The organism is Yoonia sp. R78084 (genome assembly GCF_044595625.1).
GTDB lineage: Bacteria > Pseudomonadota > Alphaproteobacteria > Rhodobacterales > Rhodobacteraceae > Yoonia.
The window spans coordinates 3,337,342-3,353,944 of record NZ_CP138993.1 but is presented as its reverse complement, the minus strand read 5'-3'; the positions used below and the strand labels follow the sequence as shown (position 1 = coordinate 3,353,944).

The 16,603-nt window shown below is 57.3% G+C and carries 17 protein-coding genes; 5 read left to right on the top strand and 12 right to left on the bottom strand.

Features of this window, described 5'->3' with window-relative positions; all coding sequences use genetic code 11:
• Positions 1–12: 12 nt before the first annotated feature.
• Entirely contained in the window at positions 13–513 is a 501-nt protein-coding gene (locus SJY29_RS16815; protein WP_400085178.1) for a flagellar basal body-associated protein FliL, read from the top strand.
• On the opposite strand, the gene SJY29_RS16810 is transcribed toward SJY29_RS16815, so the two are convergent.
• From SJY29_RS16810 to fliL, 9 genes are all read right to left on the bottom strand, one after another.
• Positions 501–878: a hypothetical protein gene (locus tag SJY29_RS16810; protein WP_400085175.1), complete on the bottom strand. Its 378-nt coding sequence runs from the start codon at positions 876–878 to the stop codon at positions 501–503. The genes SJY29_RS16815 and SJY29_RS16810 overlap by 13 nt on opposite strands.
• Positions 878–1,957, bottom strand: coding sequence for a flagellar biosynthesis protein FlhB (locus SJY29_RS16805; protein WP_400085172.1), 1,080 nt, complete (start codon positions 1,955–1,957; stop codon positions 878–880). The genes SJY29_RS16810 and SJY29_RS16805 overlap by 1 nt, the downstream gene beginning before the upstream one ends.
• Positions 1,954–2,733, bottom strand: coding sequence for a flagellar biosynthetic protein FliR (locus tag SJY29_RS16800; RefSeq protein ID WP_400085169.1), 780 nt, complete (start codon positions 2,731–2,733; stop codon positions 1,954–1,956). The genes SJY29_RS16805 and SJY29_RS16800 overlap by 4 nt, the downstream gene beginning before the upstream one ends.
• Positions 2,733–4,823, bottom strand: coding sequence for a flagellar biosynthesis protein FlhA (gene flhA, locus SJY29_RS16795; RefSeq protein ID WP_400085166.1), 2,091 nt, complete (start codon positions 4,821–4,823; stop codon positions 2,733–2,735). Before flhA ends, SJY29_RS16800 begins: the two co-directional genes overlap by 1 nt.
• Before the next feature lie 165 nt (positions 4,824–4,988).
• A complete protein-coding gene (locus tag SJY29_RS16790; protein ID WP_400085164.1) occupies positions 4,989–7,097 on the bottom strand; it encodes a hypothetical protein in 2,109 nt (702 codons plus the stop codon).
• The gene (gene motA / locus SJY29_RS16785) at positions 7,094–7,963 is read right to left on the bottom strand and encodes a flagellar motor stator protein MotA (RefSeq protein WP_400085161.1); all 870 of its coding nucleotides are present in this window, start codon (positions 7,961–7,963) and stop codon (positions 7,094–7,096) included. Before motA ends, SJY29_RS16790 begins: the two co-directional genes overlap by 4 nt.
• 83 nt (positions 7,964–8,046) lie before the next feature.
• Entirely contained in the window at positions 8,047–8,622 is a 576-nt protein-coding gene (locus tag SJY29_RS16780) for a MotE family protein (protein ID WP_400085159.1), read from the bottom strand.
• Positions 8,619–8,975, bottom strand: coding sequence for a hypothetical protein (locus tag SJY29_RS16775; protein ID WP_400085156.1), 357 nt, complete (start codon positions 8,973–8,975; stop codon positions 8,619–8,621). Before SJY29_RS16775 ends, SJY29_RS16780 begins: the two co-directional genes overlap by 4 nt.
• A gap of 13 nt (positions 8,976–8,988) precedes the next feature.
• The gene (gene fliL / locus SJY29_RS16770; protein ID WP_400085153.1) at positions 8,989–9,486 is read right to left on the bottom strand and encodes a flagellar basal body-associated protein FliL; all 498 of its coding nucleotides are present in this window, start codon (positions 9,484–9,486) and stop codon (positions 8,989–8,991) included.
• 120 nt (positions 9,487–9,606) lie between these two features.
• Here fliL and fliF point away from each other — a divergent pair, with 120 nt between their 5' ends.
• The 4 genes from fliF to fliP are packed head-to-tail and all read left to right on the top strand — an operon-like array spanning position 9,607 to position 12,758.
• Complete coding sequence (fliF, locus tag SJY29_RS16765; RefSeq protein ID WP_400085151.1) at positions 9,607–11,187, top strand: flagellar basal-body MS-ring/collar protein FliF; 1,581 nt, start codon at positions 9,607–9,609, stop codon at positions 11,185–11,187.
• A 12-nt stretch (positions 11,188–11,199) separates the two neighbouring features.
• Positions 11,200–11,748: a hypothetical protein gene (locus SJY29_RS16760; protein WP_400085148.1), complete on the top strand. Its 549-nt coding sequence runs from the start codon at positions 11,200–11,202 to the stop codon at positions 11,746–11,748.
• Positions 11,741–12,025, top strand: coding sequence for a FliM/FliN family flagellar motor switch protein (locus SJY29_RS16755; RefSeq protein WP_400085145.1), 285 nt, complete (start codon positions 11,741–11,743; stop codon positions 12,023–12,025). The genes SJY29_RS16760 and SJY29_RS16755 overlap by 8 nt, the downstream gene beginning before the upstream one ends.
• Before the next feature lies 1 nt (position 12,026).
• Positions 12,027–12,758, top strand: a complete 732-nt coding sequence (gene fliP / locus SJY29_RS16750; protein WP_400085142.1) for a flagellar type III secretion system pore protein FliP — start codon at positions 12,027–12,029, stop codon at positions 12,756–12,758.
• Between the two features lie 287 nt (positions 12,759–13,045).
• On the opposite strand, the gene SJY29_RS16745 is transcribed toward fliP, so the two are convergent.
• The 3 genes from SJY29_RS16745 to flgK are packed head-to-tail and all read right to left on the bottom strand — an operon-like array spanning position 13,046 to position 16,600.
• Positions 13,046–14,152, bottom strand: coding sequence for a flagellar basal body P-ring protein FlgI (locus tag SJY29_RS16745; protein ID WP_400085140.1), 1,107 nt, complete (start codon positions 14,150–14,152; stop codon positions 13,046–13,048).
• Complete coding sequence (locus SJY29_RS16740) at positions 14,153–15,157, bottom strand: flagellin (RefSeq protein ID WP_400085137.1); 1,005 nt, start codon at positions 15,155–15,157, stop codon at positions 14,153–14,155.
• Positions 15,158–16,600, bottom strand: a complete 1,443-nt coding sequence (flgK, locus tag SJY29_RS16735; protein ID WP_400085134.1) for a flagellar hook-associated protein FlgK — start codon at positions 16,598–16,600, stop codon at positions 15,158–15,160.
• Positions 16,601–16,603 lie beyond the last annotated feature (3 nt).

Genomic DNA, 16,603 nt, shown 5'->3' with positions numbered 1-16,603 from the left:
TCAAAGCATCGCATGAAAGCTATTTTGATACCTGTCATACTGCTACTTGCCGGAACGGGCGCCGGCGCCGGCGCTGGGTTGTTTCTGACGCCGCCAAAACAGCAGGATGCAGAAAGCGCGCTTGACTGCCCAACGCCCGAAGGGGCAATCGAGACATCCGGTGTGCCAGACGCTGCTGCCGCGTCGCCTGAACGGGAATATGCAAAACTGAACAACCAGTTCATCATCCCCGTTGTAGAAGACGAAATGGTTGCCGCACTGGTCGTTATGTCGCTGAACCTTGAGGTCACGGTAGGCAGCCGTACCGCCATTTTTGCCGCAGAGCCCAAATTACGTGACCGTTTTCTGCAGGTGATGTTTGATCATGCCAATAACGGCGGTTTTTCCGGGAATTTTACGACTGGCACAAAAATGCGTGCCTTGCGTAACGAACTGCTGCGCGTGGCCCAAGACATCAGCGGCCCGAGCGTCACTGACGTTCTGGTCATCGATCTTGTCCGTCAGGATTCGTAGCGCGAACGCCGTTGCGCCATTTGTACCTTTTTCAATAGCGCTTGGGCCGCCTGATCCTGCCCAAAGGATCTTTGCACCCTCGCCAGACAGTCGGATTTCTGCGCCAGAAGCTGGGCAAGTTCGGTGTTGATCGTCTTGCGCCGTTGATCCACCCAGGCATGCCAATGCACATCGGCCCCTGCGATCGTGGCCGGATCATCCGCTTTGGTCACCGAAGCCGCACGCGCATTCCGCTGCTGCACCAGATCTAGCAGGTTCTTGCGTAAATCGTGCTCTTTCGCTTGCAACTGCGCCAATCGGGCCTGATCGGCCTGAAACCGCAGGGCGGATACCTGTGCCAAAGCTTTGATCCGGTCTTCCTGCATTATCGGCGCGCGGCCTTTCTGCGCATGCCTTCTGCAAACCGGATCGCTGCAGCCACGGCGCGATAGTAATCTTGCGAAATCTCTTGCCCAAGATCGACCTCTGCATGCAGCGCACGGGCGGTGGGCGGATCCGAATGTACAGGCACGCCATGTTCCTGCGCCAGTTCACGGATGCGCGCAGCGACCTCATCAACGCCCTTGGCGACACAGATAGGCGCACGCCCCGCGGACTGGTCCCACTTCAGGGCAACGGCATAATGTGTGGGGTTCACAACCACGACATCTGCGGTCGGAACATCCTGCAGCATCCTGTTTGTAGCAATCTCTTGTCCACGCTGACGGCGCTGTTGTTTGATAAAGGGGTCGCCCTCGGATTGCTTTAATTCATCCATCAATTCCTTGCGGCTCATCCGGTTCTTCCGGATGTGCTCTGCGCTTTGCCACATGAAATCCACACCGCCCAAAACCAGCGCCATCAGCAACACAATCGCCATCAGCACAACAAGCATGCGACCCAGCTCTGCCAAGATCAGACGCGGCGGCAACTGCATGCTTCCAAGGATCTGGTCAATCTGGCCTATCAGAAATAACCCCAGGATCACACAATAGATGATCAGTTTCGCGCTGCTCTTGGCGAACTCGAACAGGCCTTGCCGCCCGAGTTTATTCTTGATCCCTGAAACCGGTGAAACACGGTCCAGCTTTGGCGCGACTTTGCTGGTTGTGAACAAAAAACCGCGCTGCAAAGCCACGCTGACAAGCGCAAATATTGCGGGCACCCCGAACCAGGGGGCGACACCCCAGACCACCTGCTGTTGGATACCGCCATGCAGGGCCGCACCACCACCGCCAAAGATCACCGCAGACAGATCATTGGACTGCTCCAGAAGTACCGCAAGCGTCGTGGCCAGATCATCCAAAACCGGCGGGCCAATCGTCAGCATCACCAACAAAAGCCCACCATAGGCCGCCGCTGTTGTCAGATCAGCCGAGCGTGCGATTTCGCCCTTCTTGCGCGCGTCATCCAGCTTTTTCTGCGTCGGTTCGTATTGCTTGTCGCTGTCTTCTTCCTCGCTCATGGCATGGACCCGAAGGGCATTTCCATGAAGGCGGAAAAGGCGGCCAGCCAAATCGCCAGCATGATGGGTGCCGCAAGGAAGAAAAGCAAAAGCCCCCCTGCGGTCAGTGCGGGCGCACCGACGAATGACACCATCAACTGGGGCATGGCGCGGTTAATGACACCCAGCACAACATTGTAAACCAGCGATGCAATCAGGAAAGGTGCCGCAAGGATAAAACCCAAGGCAAACGTGCGTCCGACCTCGGCCACACCGACCTCGGCCACCAGACCAGGCTGAAGGGCCACACCAAAGGGGACCAGAACATAGCTATGGATCATATAGCTGGCCACCTGCACATGCAGCCCCGACAAAGCAGCAAGTGCCGTGCCCGCCACCACCAGCATATGGCCAATCGCAGGCTGCGGATCGACGACCGCGGTACCACCGAAGATCTGCGACAACGATGTGGCCTGCGCAGCGATAGACCCCGCAATCTGGAGAACAAGAATAAAGAACCGCAGGAAGAGACCAAAAAACAGCCCCGTTAGCGCCTCCATCCCCAAGAGGCCGAAAGCGGCCAGCATGGACGCGGGCGGCGCAGGAATCGTCTGCACAACGGAGGGTGCAACGATCAAGGTGAACATGACTGCCAAGACCAGCCGGACGCGCGTGGGAACCGGCTGATCACCGAAGGCGGGCAGAACAGCCATGAACGCCCCGAGACGGGTAAATACAGCAAAACCGCTCCAGAGTGCGGATTGCGAATAGGGCAGCAATTCCAGCAAGAGCTCCATCAGACAGGGACCAGTCCAACAAGAGAAGGCCGTGCATCAATACCAATTTCCTCGAATGACAGAACCGGGTTCATGATGCCCTTGGCCGCCATGACCGTCCGCAAAAACCGCCTGCGTCGGGTGGATGTCACGACAGCCGCATAAGCACCGGCATTCGCAGCCTGCCCCAGCTTTTCCGCGATTCCGTCGGCCAGCCGGTTAAAGCTCTCCGGCGGCAGGGCCACGTCACCGCTACCGCGATCGGTGCGTATTTCATAAGTGGCAAAGGTATCTTCCCACTCCGGTGCAAGCTGTACCAAAGGGATCGTCCCGTCCGGTCTGCGCATCTTGGCCACAAGCTGAAACCCGAGCCGCTGGCGTACATGTTCAGCAATGGCATCAGAGCTTTGAAAGAGCTGCCGTCCTTCCGCGACAGCCTCGATGATAAGCCCGAGGTTGCGGATCGACACCCGCTCTTCCAGCAGCAACCGCAAGACCGACAACAGCACATCAAGGGGCACTTTGTCAGGGACAAGTTCATCCAGCATCCGCCGGTTTGCTGCGGCGCGATCCGGATCGCTCAGATTTGTCATTTCATCCAGCCGCCGCCGTAGCGCCTTGAATGTGAGCAAGCGGGCGAAATTCCGTTTGACGATTTCAAGCAGATGCGTTGCCAAGACCTCTGCCGGTTGCACCGTGGTCAGACCGGCAACAGCCGCTTTTTCCTGATCCGATGGATCAATCCATCGTGCGGGCGCGCCATAAACCGGTTCATTCACCGCCTCGCCGGGCATATCGGCCGCACTGCTGTCGTTCATCAGCGCCAGAATCTGGTTTGGCTGCAATCGATCGCGCACCTGTTCGACACCCTGAATGTGAACAACATAATATCCGGGGGGCAAGGCGGGATTATCGGTCAGTCTGATTTCTGGTAACATCACCCCGAATTCACTCGCAACATGGCTGCGCATATTTGCAATCCGCGCGTCCAGTCCCGTACCCGGATCAAGCACCATATCAACAAGATCCGGCGCGAATTCGACGTGAATATCGTCAAGATCAAGCATGTCCCCAAGCGAGCTCCGGGCAGGCTTTTCCTCCTCCGTCGGCGCATTATCCGCATGCCTTTCGGCGTTGCGTTGCGCCGCAGAAGCCATCACGAAGGCACAACCGCCCAATGCAATCGCGCCAAGGATGAAGGGGAGAAAGGGCAAACCCGGCACCAGCGCAAGCAGCGCCATCAGGATGCCCACAGTCATCAGCGCCGCAGGATGCCGACCAAGCTGTGTCACCAGTGCTAGGTCTGTTGCACCCGTCGCCCCACCCCGCGCCAGCAGCAGCGCAGATGCGATGGAAATCACTACAGCAGGTATTTGTGATACTAATCCATCACCAACAGTCAAAATAGAATATGTCTCAAATGCGCGACCGACCGGCATATCATGTACGGTAATGCCAACAATCAATCCGACAATCAGGTTGAGGGCTGTGATCAAGAGGCCGGCGATTGCATCGCCTTTTACAAATTTCGATGCCCCGTCGAGCGAGCCGAAGAATGTCGTTTCGGCCTGTTCACGCTCACGCCTTTCTTTGGCTTCATTGTGGTCGATCGCGCCGGCAGCCACGTCACTATCAATCGCAAGCTGTTTGCCGGGCATGGCATCAAGTGCGAAACGCGCGCCCACCTCTGCCATGCGCGTGGCCCCTTTGTTGATCACCACGAAGTTGACGATCAACAAGACACAGAAAATCACGATGCCAAGGATGACACTGCCACCCATGACAAACATAGCGAACCCTTCAATCACTTCGCCGGCGGCATCTGTCCCTGTGTGGCCTTCCCCGATGATCAGCTTTGTCGAGGAAACGTTCAACGACAGACGCAGGATCAGCGAAGCAAGAAGCACAGTTGGGAACGCCGAGAAATCCAGTGGACGGTCGATGAAAAGCGTCACCGTGAACATCAGGATCGCGAGCGCGAAAGAGGCCGCGAGACCGATATCGAGGACCCATGACGGCATTGGCAAAATCATCATCACGATGACCGCCATGAGGGCCACCGCCAACAGGATTGTTGGTTGAAAGACAGTCTTAACCGACAGCCCCTTCATACGGCGTCACCGTACAGTTTACGGCGCTGGATCGTGCGCAAACCCCCACAGGTGCGCATGTGATGTGATCTTGTCACTGGCATTCTGCCGACCTCGGTTTGTGGGCGACTTCTGTCGCTCTTTGCAGGTCGTAAACCGAATTGATTTACAAACTGTAATCCCAACTCAGAAGTCAGTGGGCGCAGGTACAGTTTGCAGCAGTGCACGAATATTCTCACGCGCCTGCGCGGCAGTGTCGACCAATGAGCGACTGTCGCGCAGCGTTGGCTGACCAACAGGGTTGAATGCCTGCGTTACTGTACTTTCGAAAGTATCGGCATCGTCAGATGGCGGAACGTTTGCATTTTCGTCCGCTGTTGAACGGTTCGCTGCGATCGCCTGCAGTATATCTGCGATAAGAACATCTCTTTGTGCTGCGTCCTCTTCCTCTGCGGGTGAGGTCAGCACAGCAAGCGCGCGATCGGGAAAGCCCAGTGCGACCAGTCGCTCTGCAACCATATTCTGCGTCTTTGCATCCAGCCGCGTCAGATCTTCCTGCCAAACGAATTCCAGGAATGCAGCTTCCGGCATACGCTGCGCGGCTTGCAGATAAACCGCAAACTCTCCCGCGGCAAAGTCCTCTGTCGAAAGGGTATTCCGACGCGTCAACTGCAGGGCGCGCGCGTCTGCAAACCGGTCAACAGACAGATATCCGACAATTTGCGCTTCGGCGAGGTCGGATGCCGCGGGCGTATCCGCGGTCTCAAATCGGAGCGCATCGGAAAGCAGGAAATCCTCATCCGAGAAACCGATGCCACGCGATGCGCCATCACGAAAAAAACGCGCCATGGCTTCAGGGCTCGTGCGGGGGGCATTGCGCGCAATATCCTTTATCTGACCCATCGCGAGATTTTCCTCGCCCAATGCTTCGGCCAGAGACGCTTCGGCAAGGGCACGTGCGATATCGCGGCGGTCTGTTGTGCTTTGCGGGGCAAGCACCTGGAGCGCTTCGTCTTCCGCGCCGATGGCCAACAGCGCGCGTGCAAGGCGCGGGGCGATGGCCTGCTGCACATAACCTGGCAACGCGCGAAAACTATTCACAACAGCGGTGCGGTTCACCTGTGCATCTGTCGGCGCAGTGGGCTGCGCCAAAAGCGCCCAGAGCGCGACATTTGTCGGACAACTGACCTGGCCCGCGAACACAGCATGGGCGACAGGTTCATCATCGATGATTTGCGCAATTGCGCGCAAGACGATCCGGTCCTGGGACTGAACAGCCTCCAGTTCCAGTGCCTGTTGCGCTTCACGACCGAAACCCAAGAATACATAGAGCCGCGCCAAAGTGATAAGAGAGCCTTCAGCGAACCCGCCATCCTCTGCGGCCAACCCATTACGCGCCACATGAAGCTGCTGTCCTGGCGGACTGTCATTTCCCCATGACGCAACATCAAATGCCGCTTCGGGCAAACACCTCTGTCCGTCTTGCGTCTGGGGCGATGGAACTGCGCTTTCTATCGCGCGCGGGTCAATGCTGGTTCTTGCGGCAACACCTGGCAGGTCCGCCCCCGCCACTTGCGGCATGAAACCATCAGTTGTGTTGGTTCGGGGTGGATCCGACGGCGCGCTTAACCCTTCCTGCAAGAGCCCTTCGGAGAGTCCGCGCCCGACACTTTCCGTCAACGCCTGCGCAATCCTGCGCAGTGCTTCGTCTGCGGTCTCTGTCGATACAGTGGGATCAGAGATATCCGCAACATCTTGCTTTTGTTGATCATCGTCGACCGGCACCTCAGGTTCTGCCCACTGGAAACGCGGCGTTATTAGTGGAAGCAGACGGTTCTGCGCCGGTCGGAAGGGGACCCCGACAGAGGCGGGCAAAGGTGAATTCGGCGCGACTGTCTTTGGCAATACCAGAGCCGTCTCAAAAGGCGAATTGGGCGGCGCGGGTCCGTCACGGATATCGATCACCAGAAAATTTGAAATATAGACACTCGCAATCGCATGGCAGTCGCAGTCAACGAAGAGCTGCAATTCTCCCTCTTGCGGGGACTGGGAGACCTCTGAAATCCGATCCCGCGGGATCAATCTGAAGAACTCATCAAGCAGAAAACCATCGGTGGCAGAAACGCGCACTGCATAACCCGCAGGCGTGCGCCCGATTTGCCAATCTGTGCCTTGGGGGAGGCCGACAACGACCCGCGTGAAATCCGCATGTTCACCCGTTTGAACCCGCAATGGTGCCGCAGCCACCAAATGCGGCCAGACAACCAGCAATGACAGCAACACAGAGTATCTCATGCGGCATCCTGTTTGGTCGCCTTCAACGCATCTTCCATCTCGGCAAAGCTGGGGCGGTAATGGCCCGGCATGTTCTGGCGCCCGACTTCAACGCAGATATTCGGGGCATGGGCATGCAGGTTTGCGATCAGCACTTCACGAATAAGCTGGTGAAAATGGGCGTCTTCCTCAATCACAGCTTTCACCTTGGCCGAGAAAGGCCCGACAAATCCGTAGGCCAGAAACACGCCGAGGAATGTCCCGACCAGCGCGCCACCGATCAGCTTGCCCAACACCTCGGGTGGCTGGTCGATCGATGCCATCGTCTTGATTACGCCCAACACCGCCGCCACGATGCCCAGCGCCGGCAAACCGTCAGCAACCGTCTGCAATGCATGGGTCGTGTGGAGCTTGTGATGCAATGTCGCCTCGATCCGTTTTTCGAGAATTTCCTCGACCTGATGCGGATCATCATAATTCATGGAGGCAGACCGGAGCGTATCGCAGATCAAGGCAATTGCTTCGCCATCATCCAGAATCTTCGGGTACTTGCCGAAAATCGTTGAAGAATCAGGCGCCTCAATATGGCTTTCCAACGCGACAGGATTTGTTTTCGCGACGCGTAGCAGTTCGAACAGCAAGCACAACAGATCGCGATAATCCTGCGCTTTCCATTTCGGCCCTTTCACGACCTTGCCCAGATCCTTAAGCGTTGCCTTGATCGCAGAGCCATCATTGCTGATCGCGAATGCGCCAATCGCGGCCCCGCAGATCATGATCATTTCATAGGGCAGGGCGGCAAGGATAATGCCCATTTTACCGCCCGCCAAAAGGTACCCGCCAAAGACCGTGACGAAGACAAAGACGATACCGAATAAACCGACCATAGGGCGCGGCTCCCTGCTAGAAGAAAAGAACGAGATGCTTGCGAATCCCTTCTAGTCTGAAGGGATTAATGATTTCTCTGCGCCTATTCTGTCGGGACGTCCGCGTTGCGGCCAGCAAGCACAACGCTAAAGGAATAGGCAATTTCAGGGTCCAGTTCGGTCATTATGGACGCCGCAGCATCCGGCCGCATCAGCCCCAGAAACCCGGCGGCAAACCGCGGGGGCATCTGCGCAAAAAGGTCGGCTGCTTCGCGCGGTTTCATATTCTCATAAACGGTCGTCAGCTGCGCAAGATCAGATTCAGCCGCCGTGTCTGCCAAGGCAATTGTCGCGCTCAGGCGGGCCTCTGCTGCAACAAGTTGTTCCAGCTTTTGATCGATCTCTTCTTCCGCGACGCGCAGTGCCTCCATACGTGCGGTTAACTGTGCTTCCCGCTCTGTCATGCGCCGCTCACGTGCCTGCAACGCCGACAGGAGAGAATCAGTGGCACCCGTATCTGCAGCAGGAACGTTTGCCTCCTCAACAGAGACATCGGTTCCTTCATTGGCCATTGCGGGCCCCACTTCTGTTGCAAGACGCAACACGGCAGAGGCTACAAGCAAACAGGTAATCACCTGAAGAACCCCAAGCCCCCTTTTCTTGCGGCGCGGCTGTTTCATTGCTTCGCAACGTCCACGTTTTGCCGTCTGACAAAGAAGGGGCTTTGCGCAACGTCTGGCTGCGCTTTTTGCGGCAGATCATGCATTGACGCGATCGACAACGCGAGCCGCTTGTGCGCGCGTTCGGCCCGTTCGCTGACCGCGTCCAACTGCGCGACCGAGGCCTTAGCGGTCGTCTGCGCCTTTGTCAGGATTTCAGTCAAATCATCAACCTGCACCGACAAGACCGCCACCGCCCCACCGACGCCTTTTTCAAGATCGGTAAAGCGCCGCAACCGGCGCGACAATACAAGGCAATAGAGCGCGGCGCCCAATGCGCCGGCCACAAGTAAAACATCGGCAATCATGGTCATAAACGGCACCTTTCTAGCTCAGAACAAATTCCATAATCAGCAGATCGTTCACCCGGCCCGGCCCTGTTACAACCTGAATACGGCGCAGCATTTGCGCGCGCAGTCGCACCAGCGCGGCAGGATCTTCAAGTGATGCGATGTCCACGGCACGCAAATATCCATTCAAGACGTCGACAATCCGCGGCCTTATCGCCTCAACCTCGGGGACATAGGGCGGAGACACTTCTAACTGCGCAGAAAAACGCAGGAAATTGCGCCCGCCTTCGCCGGGCAACGAGATAACGAGCGGATCAATCGGGACAAAGGATACGGCAATATCCATTGCATCATCGGCACCGGTCGCAATCTCCGTCTCTTCTATCTCGGACGAAGCCCCGCCCCCCAGAAGACCCGACTGGGCGGCTAAAAAACCGCCACCGCCGCCAAGCAACGCCAGAACCAGCCCCAAAATCAACGGCAGCTTTGACGCCTTGCGCGGCGCTTCCTGTTCGACATCGGCGTCAGCGGTCATGGGCCTGCTCCTGAAATCTCCATGTCATGGTGAATAAACCGAAAAGCCCTAACCGATTGTTAAGTCTCATCAGCCAAAAACAACGCATCGGCAGAATGCCCACGGAATGGAGAAACCAACTTGGAAAACTTTGGCAAGCTCTGGTCTGCGCTCAGCATGCAGCGGCGGATCGTTGTAATATTTGTCACGGTGGCCGTCTTTGCGGCTGTTCTCTTGCTGGCCCGCGGCGCCGGAACACGGGACATGTCCCTGCTTTTTGGCGGATTGGAGGCAGTCGCCGCAGGCGATGTCATCACGGCTTTGGATCAACAGGGTGTCGCCTATGAGGTGCGTGGCAACGCGATCTATGTGCCCACCACAGAACGCGATTCTCTGCGCATGGCGCTCGCCGGTCAGGGGCTGCCGGCGACAGGTCGTCAGGGGTACGAACTGCTCGATTCGCTGTCGGGGTTCAGTACGACTGCGCAGATGTTTGATGCCGCCTATTGGCGCGCCAAAGAGGGTGAGCTTGCACGCACAATCCTTGCCAATCCGCAGATCCGCGCGGCGCGCGTCCATATCTCAACCCCCTCCCAACGGCCTTTCCAGCGTGAACAGGGCCAGACAGCGGCCGTCACCGTAACCACGGACGGGGTGGGTCTGTCAGCTCAGCAAATCAAGGCGTTGCAGTACCTGATCGGTGCGGCAGTACCAGGTCTGTCACCCAATGATGTCGCCGTCATTGATGACGCGGGCGGGTTGCTGTCACAAGGCGATGCTGCGCAGAACGGCGCGAGCGGCGATGAGCAGGCCGAGAGCCTGCGCCAACGCGCCGAGCGGCTTTTGGCCGCACGGGTAGGCGCCGGAAACGCTGTTGTCGAAGTCTCGGTTGATCAGGTGACAGAGACCGAAATGATCACCGAACGCCGGGTTGATCCGGACAGTCGCATCGCCATCAGTACCGACGTCACCGAAAGCACCGGCACAGCCACCGACAGCCGCGGCGGCGATGTGACCGTGGCATCAAACCTGCCCGAAGGGGACGCAGGTGCGAACACCGGATCATCCAGCAATGAAAATAGCGAAAGCCGGACTTTGACCAACTATGAGGTCTCGCAGACCGAGCGCCAGTTGACGCGCGCGCCAGGGGCGATCCGGCGGTTGACCGTCGCTGTGCTTGTCAACGATGTGGTCGAGACCGCCGATGATGGCACCGTGACGATCACCCAGCGATCTGCCGAAGAGCTCGCGGCTCTTGAGGCGCTCGTCGCCTCTGCCGTCGGGCTGAACCCGGATCGCGGGGATATTCTGACGCTCAGATCAATGCCATTTGAACCTTTCGAGGCATTGGGCACTGCAGCCGTCAGCCCGATCACGGCGCGTCCGCTTGATATGATGCAACTGATCCAGATCGGTGTTCTTGCGCTTGTTGCCTTGATCCTCGGCCTATTTGTCGTACGCCCGATATTGACATCCGCAGGCGCGCAAGCGCGGCCATTGGCATTGGAAGACCGCGCCGAACCGATCGACATCAACCCGCCGATGGCAATGGCAATGGACGAGTCGGATTTTGGCGGTTTCATGGGGGGCGATATGCTGGGGGTTGAAGCAGACAACGATCCCGTCGCGCGGCTCAAGCGCATCATATCCGAGCGCGAAACCGAAACGCTTCAGGTGTTGCAGGACTGGATCGAAGAGCCATCTGCAAAGGCGAATACGTAAGCCATGCAAAAAATGCAGCTTGAATCATTTGACGATGACGCGGTGCAGGCGGTGCAATCCCCTGAAGGGTATGAACAGGGTTTTGCCGAGGGCTATGCCGAAGGGCTTGCTGCGGCAAAATCCGAGCATGCGACCTTGCAACAAGAGTTTGTCCAAAACATCGCCGATCTGGAATTCAAGTATCAAGAGGTGCGCGGCGAACTCACCCGTTCGCTTGGGCCACTCTTTGATATCCTGTGCAACAAGCTGTTTCCACACCTCGTGGAGGAAGGGTTTGCCAGCCAGATTGCCCATATCCTCTTGCAGGGCACAGCCCAAAACCCCGCAACGCAGTTCACCTTGGTTGTCCACCCTGACCGGTGCGATGCAGTGACGTCTGCACTCGCAACGAACCCCTTCAATGTCACGCTCATGGCTGATCCAGAGCTGACAAGGAATGCAGCATGGGTGCGCTGTGGGCAGGATGCCTTGCATGTCGATCTTGATCAGATGCTGGAGGATATCCGCCAGATCCTTTCTGCCGCCGATTTCATAGAAACAAGGACCACACCGCATGGATAACCCTGCCGAAACCGCCAAAAAAGCGCACCCACTTCACAATATCCCGATCGAAGTGATTGTCACCGTGGGCAAAGCGCGCCCTTTGGTGCGCGACCTGCTGCAGCTGGGCGAAAATGCCGTCCTACCGCTCGACAGCAAGATCGAAGATCCCGTCGAACTCTACATCGGTGATCGCCTCATCGCGCGCGGTGAACTCCAGGAAGCCGAAGGCGCAGAGCCAGGACAACTTGCCGTGCGTTTGACAGAAGTCGCGCACGACAAGGCTGACCTGTCCTAGGATGGGTCGGCTGCTTGCCCTCGCGGTGCTTTTGTTTGGGCTAATTGCAAGCCCCGCGATGGCGCAGGAGGTTGCAATAACGTTCGGCGATGACGGCTCCTTGGCGACACGATCCATTCAGTTGCTTGTCCTGATCACCGTGCTGAGCCTTGTCCCCGGCATCGCGATCATGGTGACCTGCTTTCCCTTCATTGTGACGGTCTTTGCGATCCTCAGGCAGGCAATCGGCCTGCAACAGTCGCCCCCAAACATGCTGATTGTCAGCCTCGCCATGTTCCTAACATATTTTGTGATGGAACCTGTGTTTCGCGCCGCATGGGACCAAGGGATCAATCCCTTGATCCAAGGCAACATTGCACTCGAAGAAGCCTTTGCAAGAACGATCGTGCCTCTTCAGGAATTCATGCTGACCCGGATCAACCCCGATACCTTCATGGCATTGGCTGATCTACGCCCGGATATCACCAACACGCTCCCTGCGCAGGATGCACCCTTGTCGATTGTGGTACCGTCGTTTCTGCTGAGCGAAATGGAACGCGCTTTTCAGGTGGGTTTTCTGATTTTCATGCCCTTCCTGATTATTGATCTGGTTGTCGCAGCCGTGTTGATGTCGATGGGTATGATGATGGTACCGCCTGCGATCGTATCACTGCCATTCAAACTGGCATTCTTTGTCGTGGCGGACGGGTGGACCTTGATCGCAAAAAGCCTTGTACAGGGCTATGGCGTCTGAGCCACGCCTTTTTTTTGTCCTTGCAAGGATGAACGCGGACATGGTTCAAACGCGCGGCAAGTCATTCAAGGTATATGCCAACACCCCATTGCCAAACGACTATCACCCACTCATCCGCGCGACAGTCCCCCATCTTGTAGAACGTACGATCGGCTTGGGCAGTCCAGCAGCGGTTTCAAGATCATAGGCATAAAGACAGCCGAACAATTATACACAGAAAAGGTCGTGCTCACAATTGAACCATGCAGGACGCTGCACCTTCAAAATCAGCCACAAAAACGTGTCCTCTATCTGACGATAAATTCCGCATGCAGGGCACCGCTGGCTTTGATACTTTTGAGAATATCAATCATATCCCGCGGCGCGACGCCCAGTGCGTTCAGCCCTGCAACAACTTCGCTCAAGGATGTGCCACCGTTGACCTCTGCCAGGCCAATACCCGGCTCTTCGATGATATCCACATCTGTCCGGGGCACGACAACGGTTTCACCCTCGGCAAAGGGGTTGGGTTGGGAGACAAGGGGCGCTTCCTGAATACGCAGCGTGAGATTGCCCTGGCTGACAGCTACACGGCTGATCCGCACGTCTTCTCCCATGACGATGGTACCAGAGCGCTGATCCACAACAACCCGCGCGCGTCTTTCAGGTTCGACCATAATATTCTCAACACGCCCCAGCGCATGGGCCGGAGAACGCATTTGGGTGGCATGGATGTCCAGTTCGACGGTACCAGCATCCAACATCACAGCCACATGGCGCGAAAACGCCGCATTGATCGCGCGCTCGATCCGTTCTGCTGTCGTGAAATCTGGCGTACGTAGCGCCAGACGCACCGTCGAAAGACCCGAAAAATCAAAGGCCACTTCCCGCTCGATCGTCGCGCCGGAAGGGATGACGCCAGCCGTCGGCACCCCTTGAATAACAGCCGCACCATCACCTGCGGCAGAAGCACCACCTGCAATAATCGTTCCCTGGGCGACGGCATAGATATCTCCGTCGGCAGCTTTCAGCGGGGTCATAATCAACGTGCCACCAAGTAGGCTGCTGGCATCACCGATAGCCGAAACGGTCACATCAAGAGAACTGCCCGTACGCGCAAACGGCGGCAACGCGCCGGTCACCAAGACAGCCGCCACATTGTTGGGGCGGAACTGCTCACCGGTGACGTTGACGCCGAGACGCTCAAGAATATTGCCTAAAATATCCTCGGTGAATGGGGAGTTACGTAGTCCGTCGCCCGTACCATTCAGACCCACGACAAGACCGTAGCCAACGAGATCGTTTGATCGCACACCATCAAACTCAACCAGATCCTTGATACGGATCGGATTCGCCTGCGCCAACTGTGGCAAGAGTAGCGTCGCAAGGACCCAGAGTAGTTTCACCATCTTCATCTAGATGTACCGCAGCAGGCTGAGTTGGGACATGCGCGCGGTCAGACTAAAGAATGTCTCCAACTGAACCTGTGTCGCTTGTAGGCGCGACGCTGTTTCAAAAGGATCCGCAAGCGACAAATCGTTCTGTGCCTGTTTCAGGGATGTTTGTTGCGCATTGGTTTCGGTCAGCGCTCTTTCAACACCGGCCTCGGCAAAGCCGACGCGCGCTTGCACCGCAACCAAGTCGCTTGCCGCGCCATAAAGTCCGGCTGCGGCTTCTTGCAGCAGGCTGGATTTCGTTTCGCGGCTCAGGCCAGGTAGATCATTGGCAAGCGCTGCGAGGGCCGCACCTTTCAGCACGTCCCGGATTGCCGGATCATCAGCCCGCGCACTCAGCGTCACGTTACGATTGTCGGCCACCCGCCGTTCCAGCAGAGCACCTGTATCACCTTGATAACCAAGCGTTGCAAAGCCTCCGGCAGGATCATTGAACCAAGTGTCGACGGTCGCACTTATCGTCGCTTGATCCACCGCGCCGCCAATTTCGACCGTCAATTGGGCCAGCATTTCTGTGCCAGAGGCAAGCGGTGCTGTGTCGACACGCGTGCCGCCCATCAAAGCGCGGTCCGCGACCTGTGTGTTCAGGGCCAGAACCATATCTTCAAAGGCACTCCGTGATGCCAATGCTGCTTCGTCAATTTGCGCAGATGTGCTGGTATCATTTACCAAGAGCAGCCGCTCTGCAGTGGCACCGCGCGCGCTGTCAACCTTACCCAGAATGATTTGTACATTTGCGAGTGTTTGAAGCGTTTCCGATGCAATCTGACCATAGCCATCAAGCTGTGTCAGACTATACCGGATCCCGGAATACCGCGCGGTTTCCCCGTCAAGGCTCTTGGTCAGATCCACGACCTTTCCAGAGGACAGGCTATCAACCAGTTCCGCAAGTTCCGTCTTGATGGCATTTCCATTGCGCAGTGATGTAAACTGGCGCGCCATATCGCCTACTGAAACTACTGACATCTAAAGCTCCATCAGTCTTTGCATCATAAAATCTACAGTCTGGATCACCTTTGCGTTTGCAGCATAGGATTGTTCGATTTGCAGCAGTTTTTGCAGTTCCACATCTGTATCCACACCATCAGCAAGTTCGGCTTCGCGCAGTGTTTCCCACCGTGCAGAGGTGAAGCTGAGTTGTTCTTGCGCCAAAAGCCGTGTCGCGCCGACCTCGGAGACAAAGCTTGCAATCCGCCCGGACGCGGATTGTGCCGCCATGCCCGGCACGTCGACACGTGGCGCGCTGAGTGCTGCAATCCAGCGGTTGAGCTGCGTCGCATCACCAGCAGGGCCGGGCCCCGCAGCATTCAGACCATCGCGCAACAAGGCCGCGTTGCCGCCATTCGCCGGCGCAATGAGCGGGTTCAATGCAATCCGGCCCGCAAGCCCGGCCAGATCGGCCAGATCCAGGACCCCTCCTTCATCAGTCAAAAGCCCCAGATCGCCGGCCGTGAGTGACGGGTCGTTTGTTGTATCTTGAAAGCGGGCCATCAAATCCGCCGCGATCAGATCAAGAGATGCTTGTGATTCAACCAGTGTTTTGTCACGCAAAGCAAAAGCCGCACCGAGGGAACCGCCATCGAGCCGTCCAATCCCGGTCGCGGCGTCTACAACGTCGCCATCAATTGTGATGACGCCAAGCGCACCACCAGCCAAGGTCATATCGGCGGTGATTGTCGGTGTGCGCTGAAACCCGAATTCAACCGGTCGCGATTCCAGAAGCGGAGTACCACGCGTTGTCTGAAGGCCTATCGTGCCATTGTCGCGCGGGATTTCGCGAATTGGCACAATTTTCGCGATTTGATCGACAGCCCGCTGTCGCGCATCCAAGAGCGCGGACGGATCATCACCGGACCCTTTGATGCGCAAGATGTCGGCGTTCAGCGTCGCGACCTGCTTCAATGCCGTATTCAGCACGTCGATATCGCGCGCAATCGCAGCATCAGCCTCTTGCCTCAGGGCCTGGATACTCTTGGTGTTGGATTGCAGCGTCGTTGCGACATCCTGCAAACGGCTGACCACTGACGCCAGCCGCGTCTCGGATGCGGGGTCGCTGCTGGCGCTGATCAATGCGCGTTCAAATTCGGCCAGTCTTGCGCCCAAACCTGCGGCATCGTCAGGACCACCGATTGCCTGCTCGAGCCGCACCACCATCGTGGCGCTGCGGTCTTGTCCGCTCAGCGAGGCATCTGCCAAGCGCCGGTCGGCCAAAAGCCCCGCATCAACAAAGCGATTGATCGCATCAATGCGGACGCCACCTCCACGACCGCCGACTTGCACGGAAGAAAGCTCTACCGAGCGCCGCCCATAACCATCTGTCATGACGTTCGAGAGGTTGGAGGATACCACCTCGGCCATGCGCGCGTTGGTCGTCAGACCGGTCACTGCGTTATTGAGGGCGCTCGACATGCT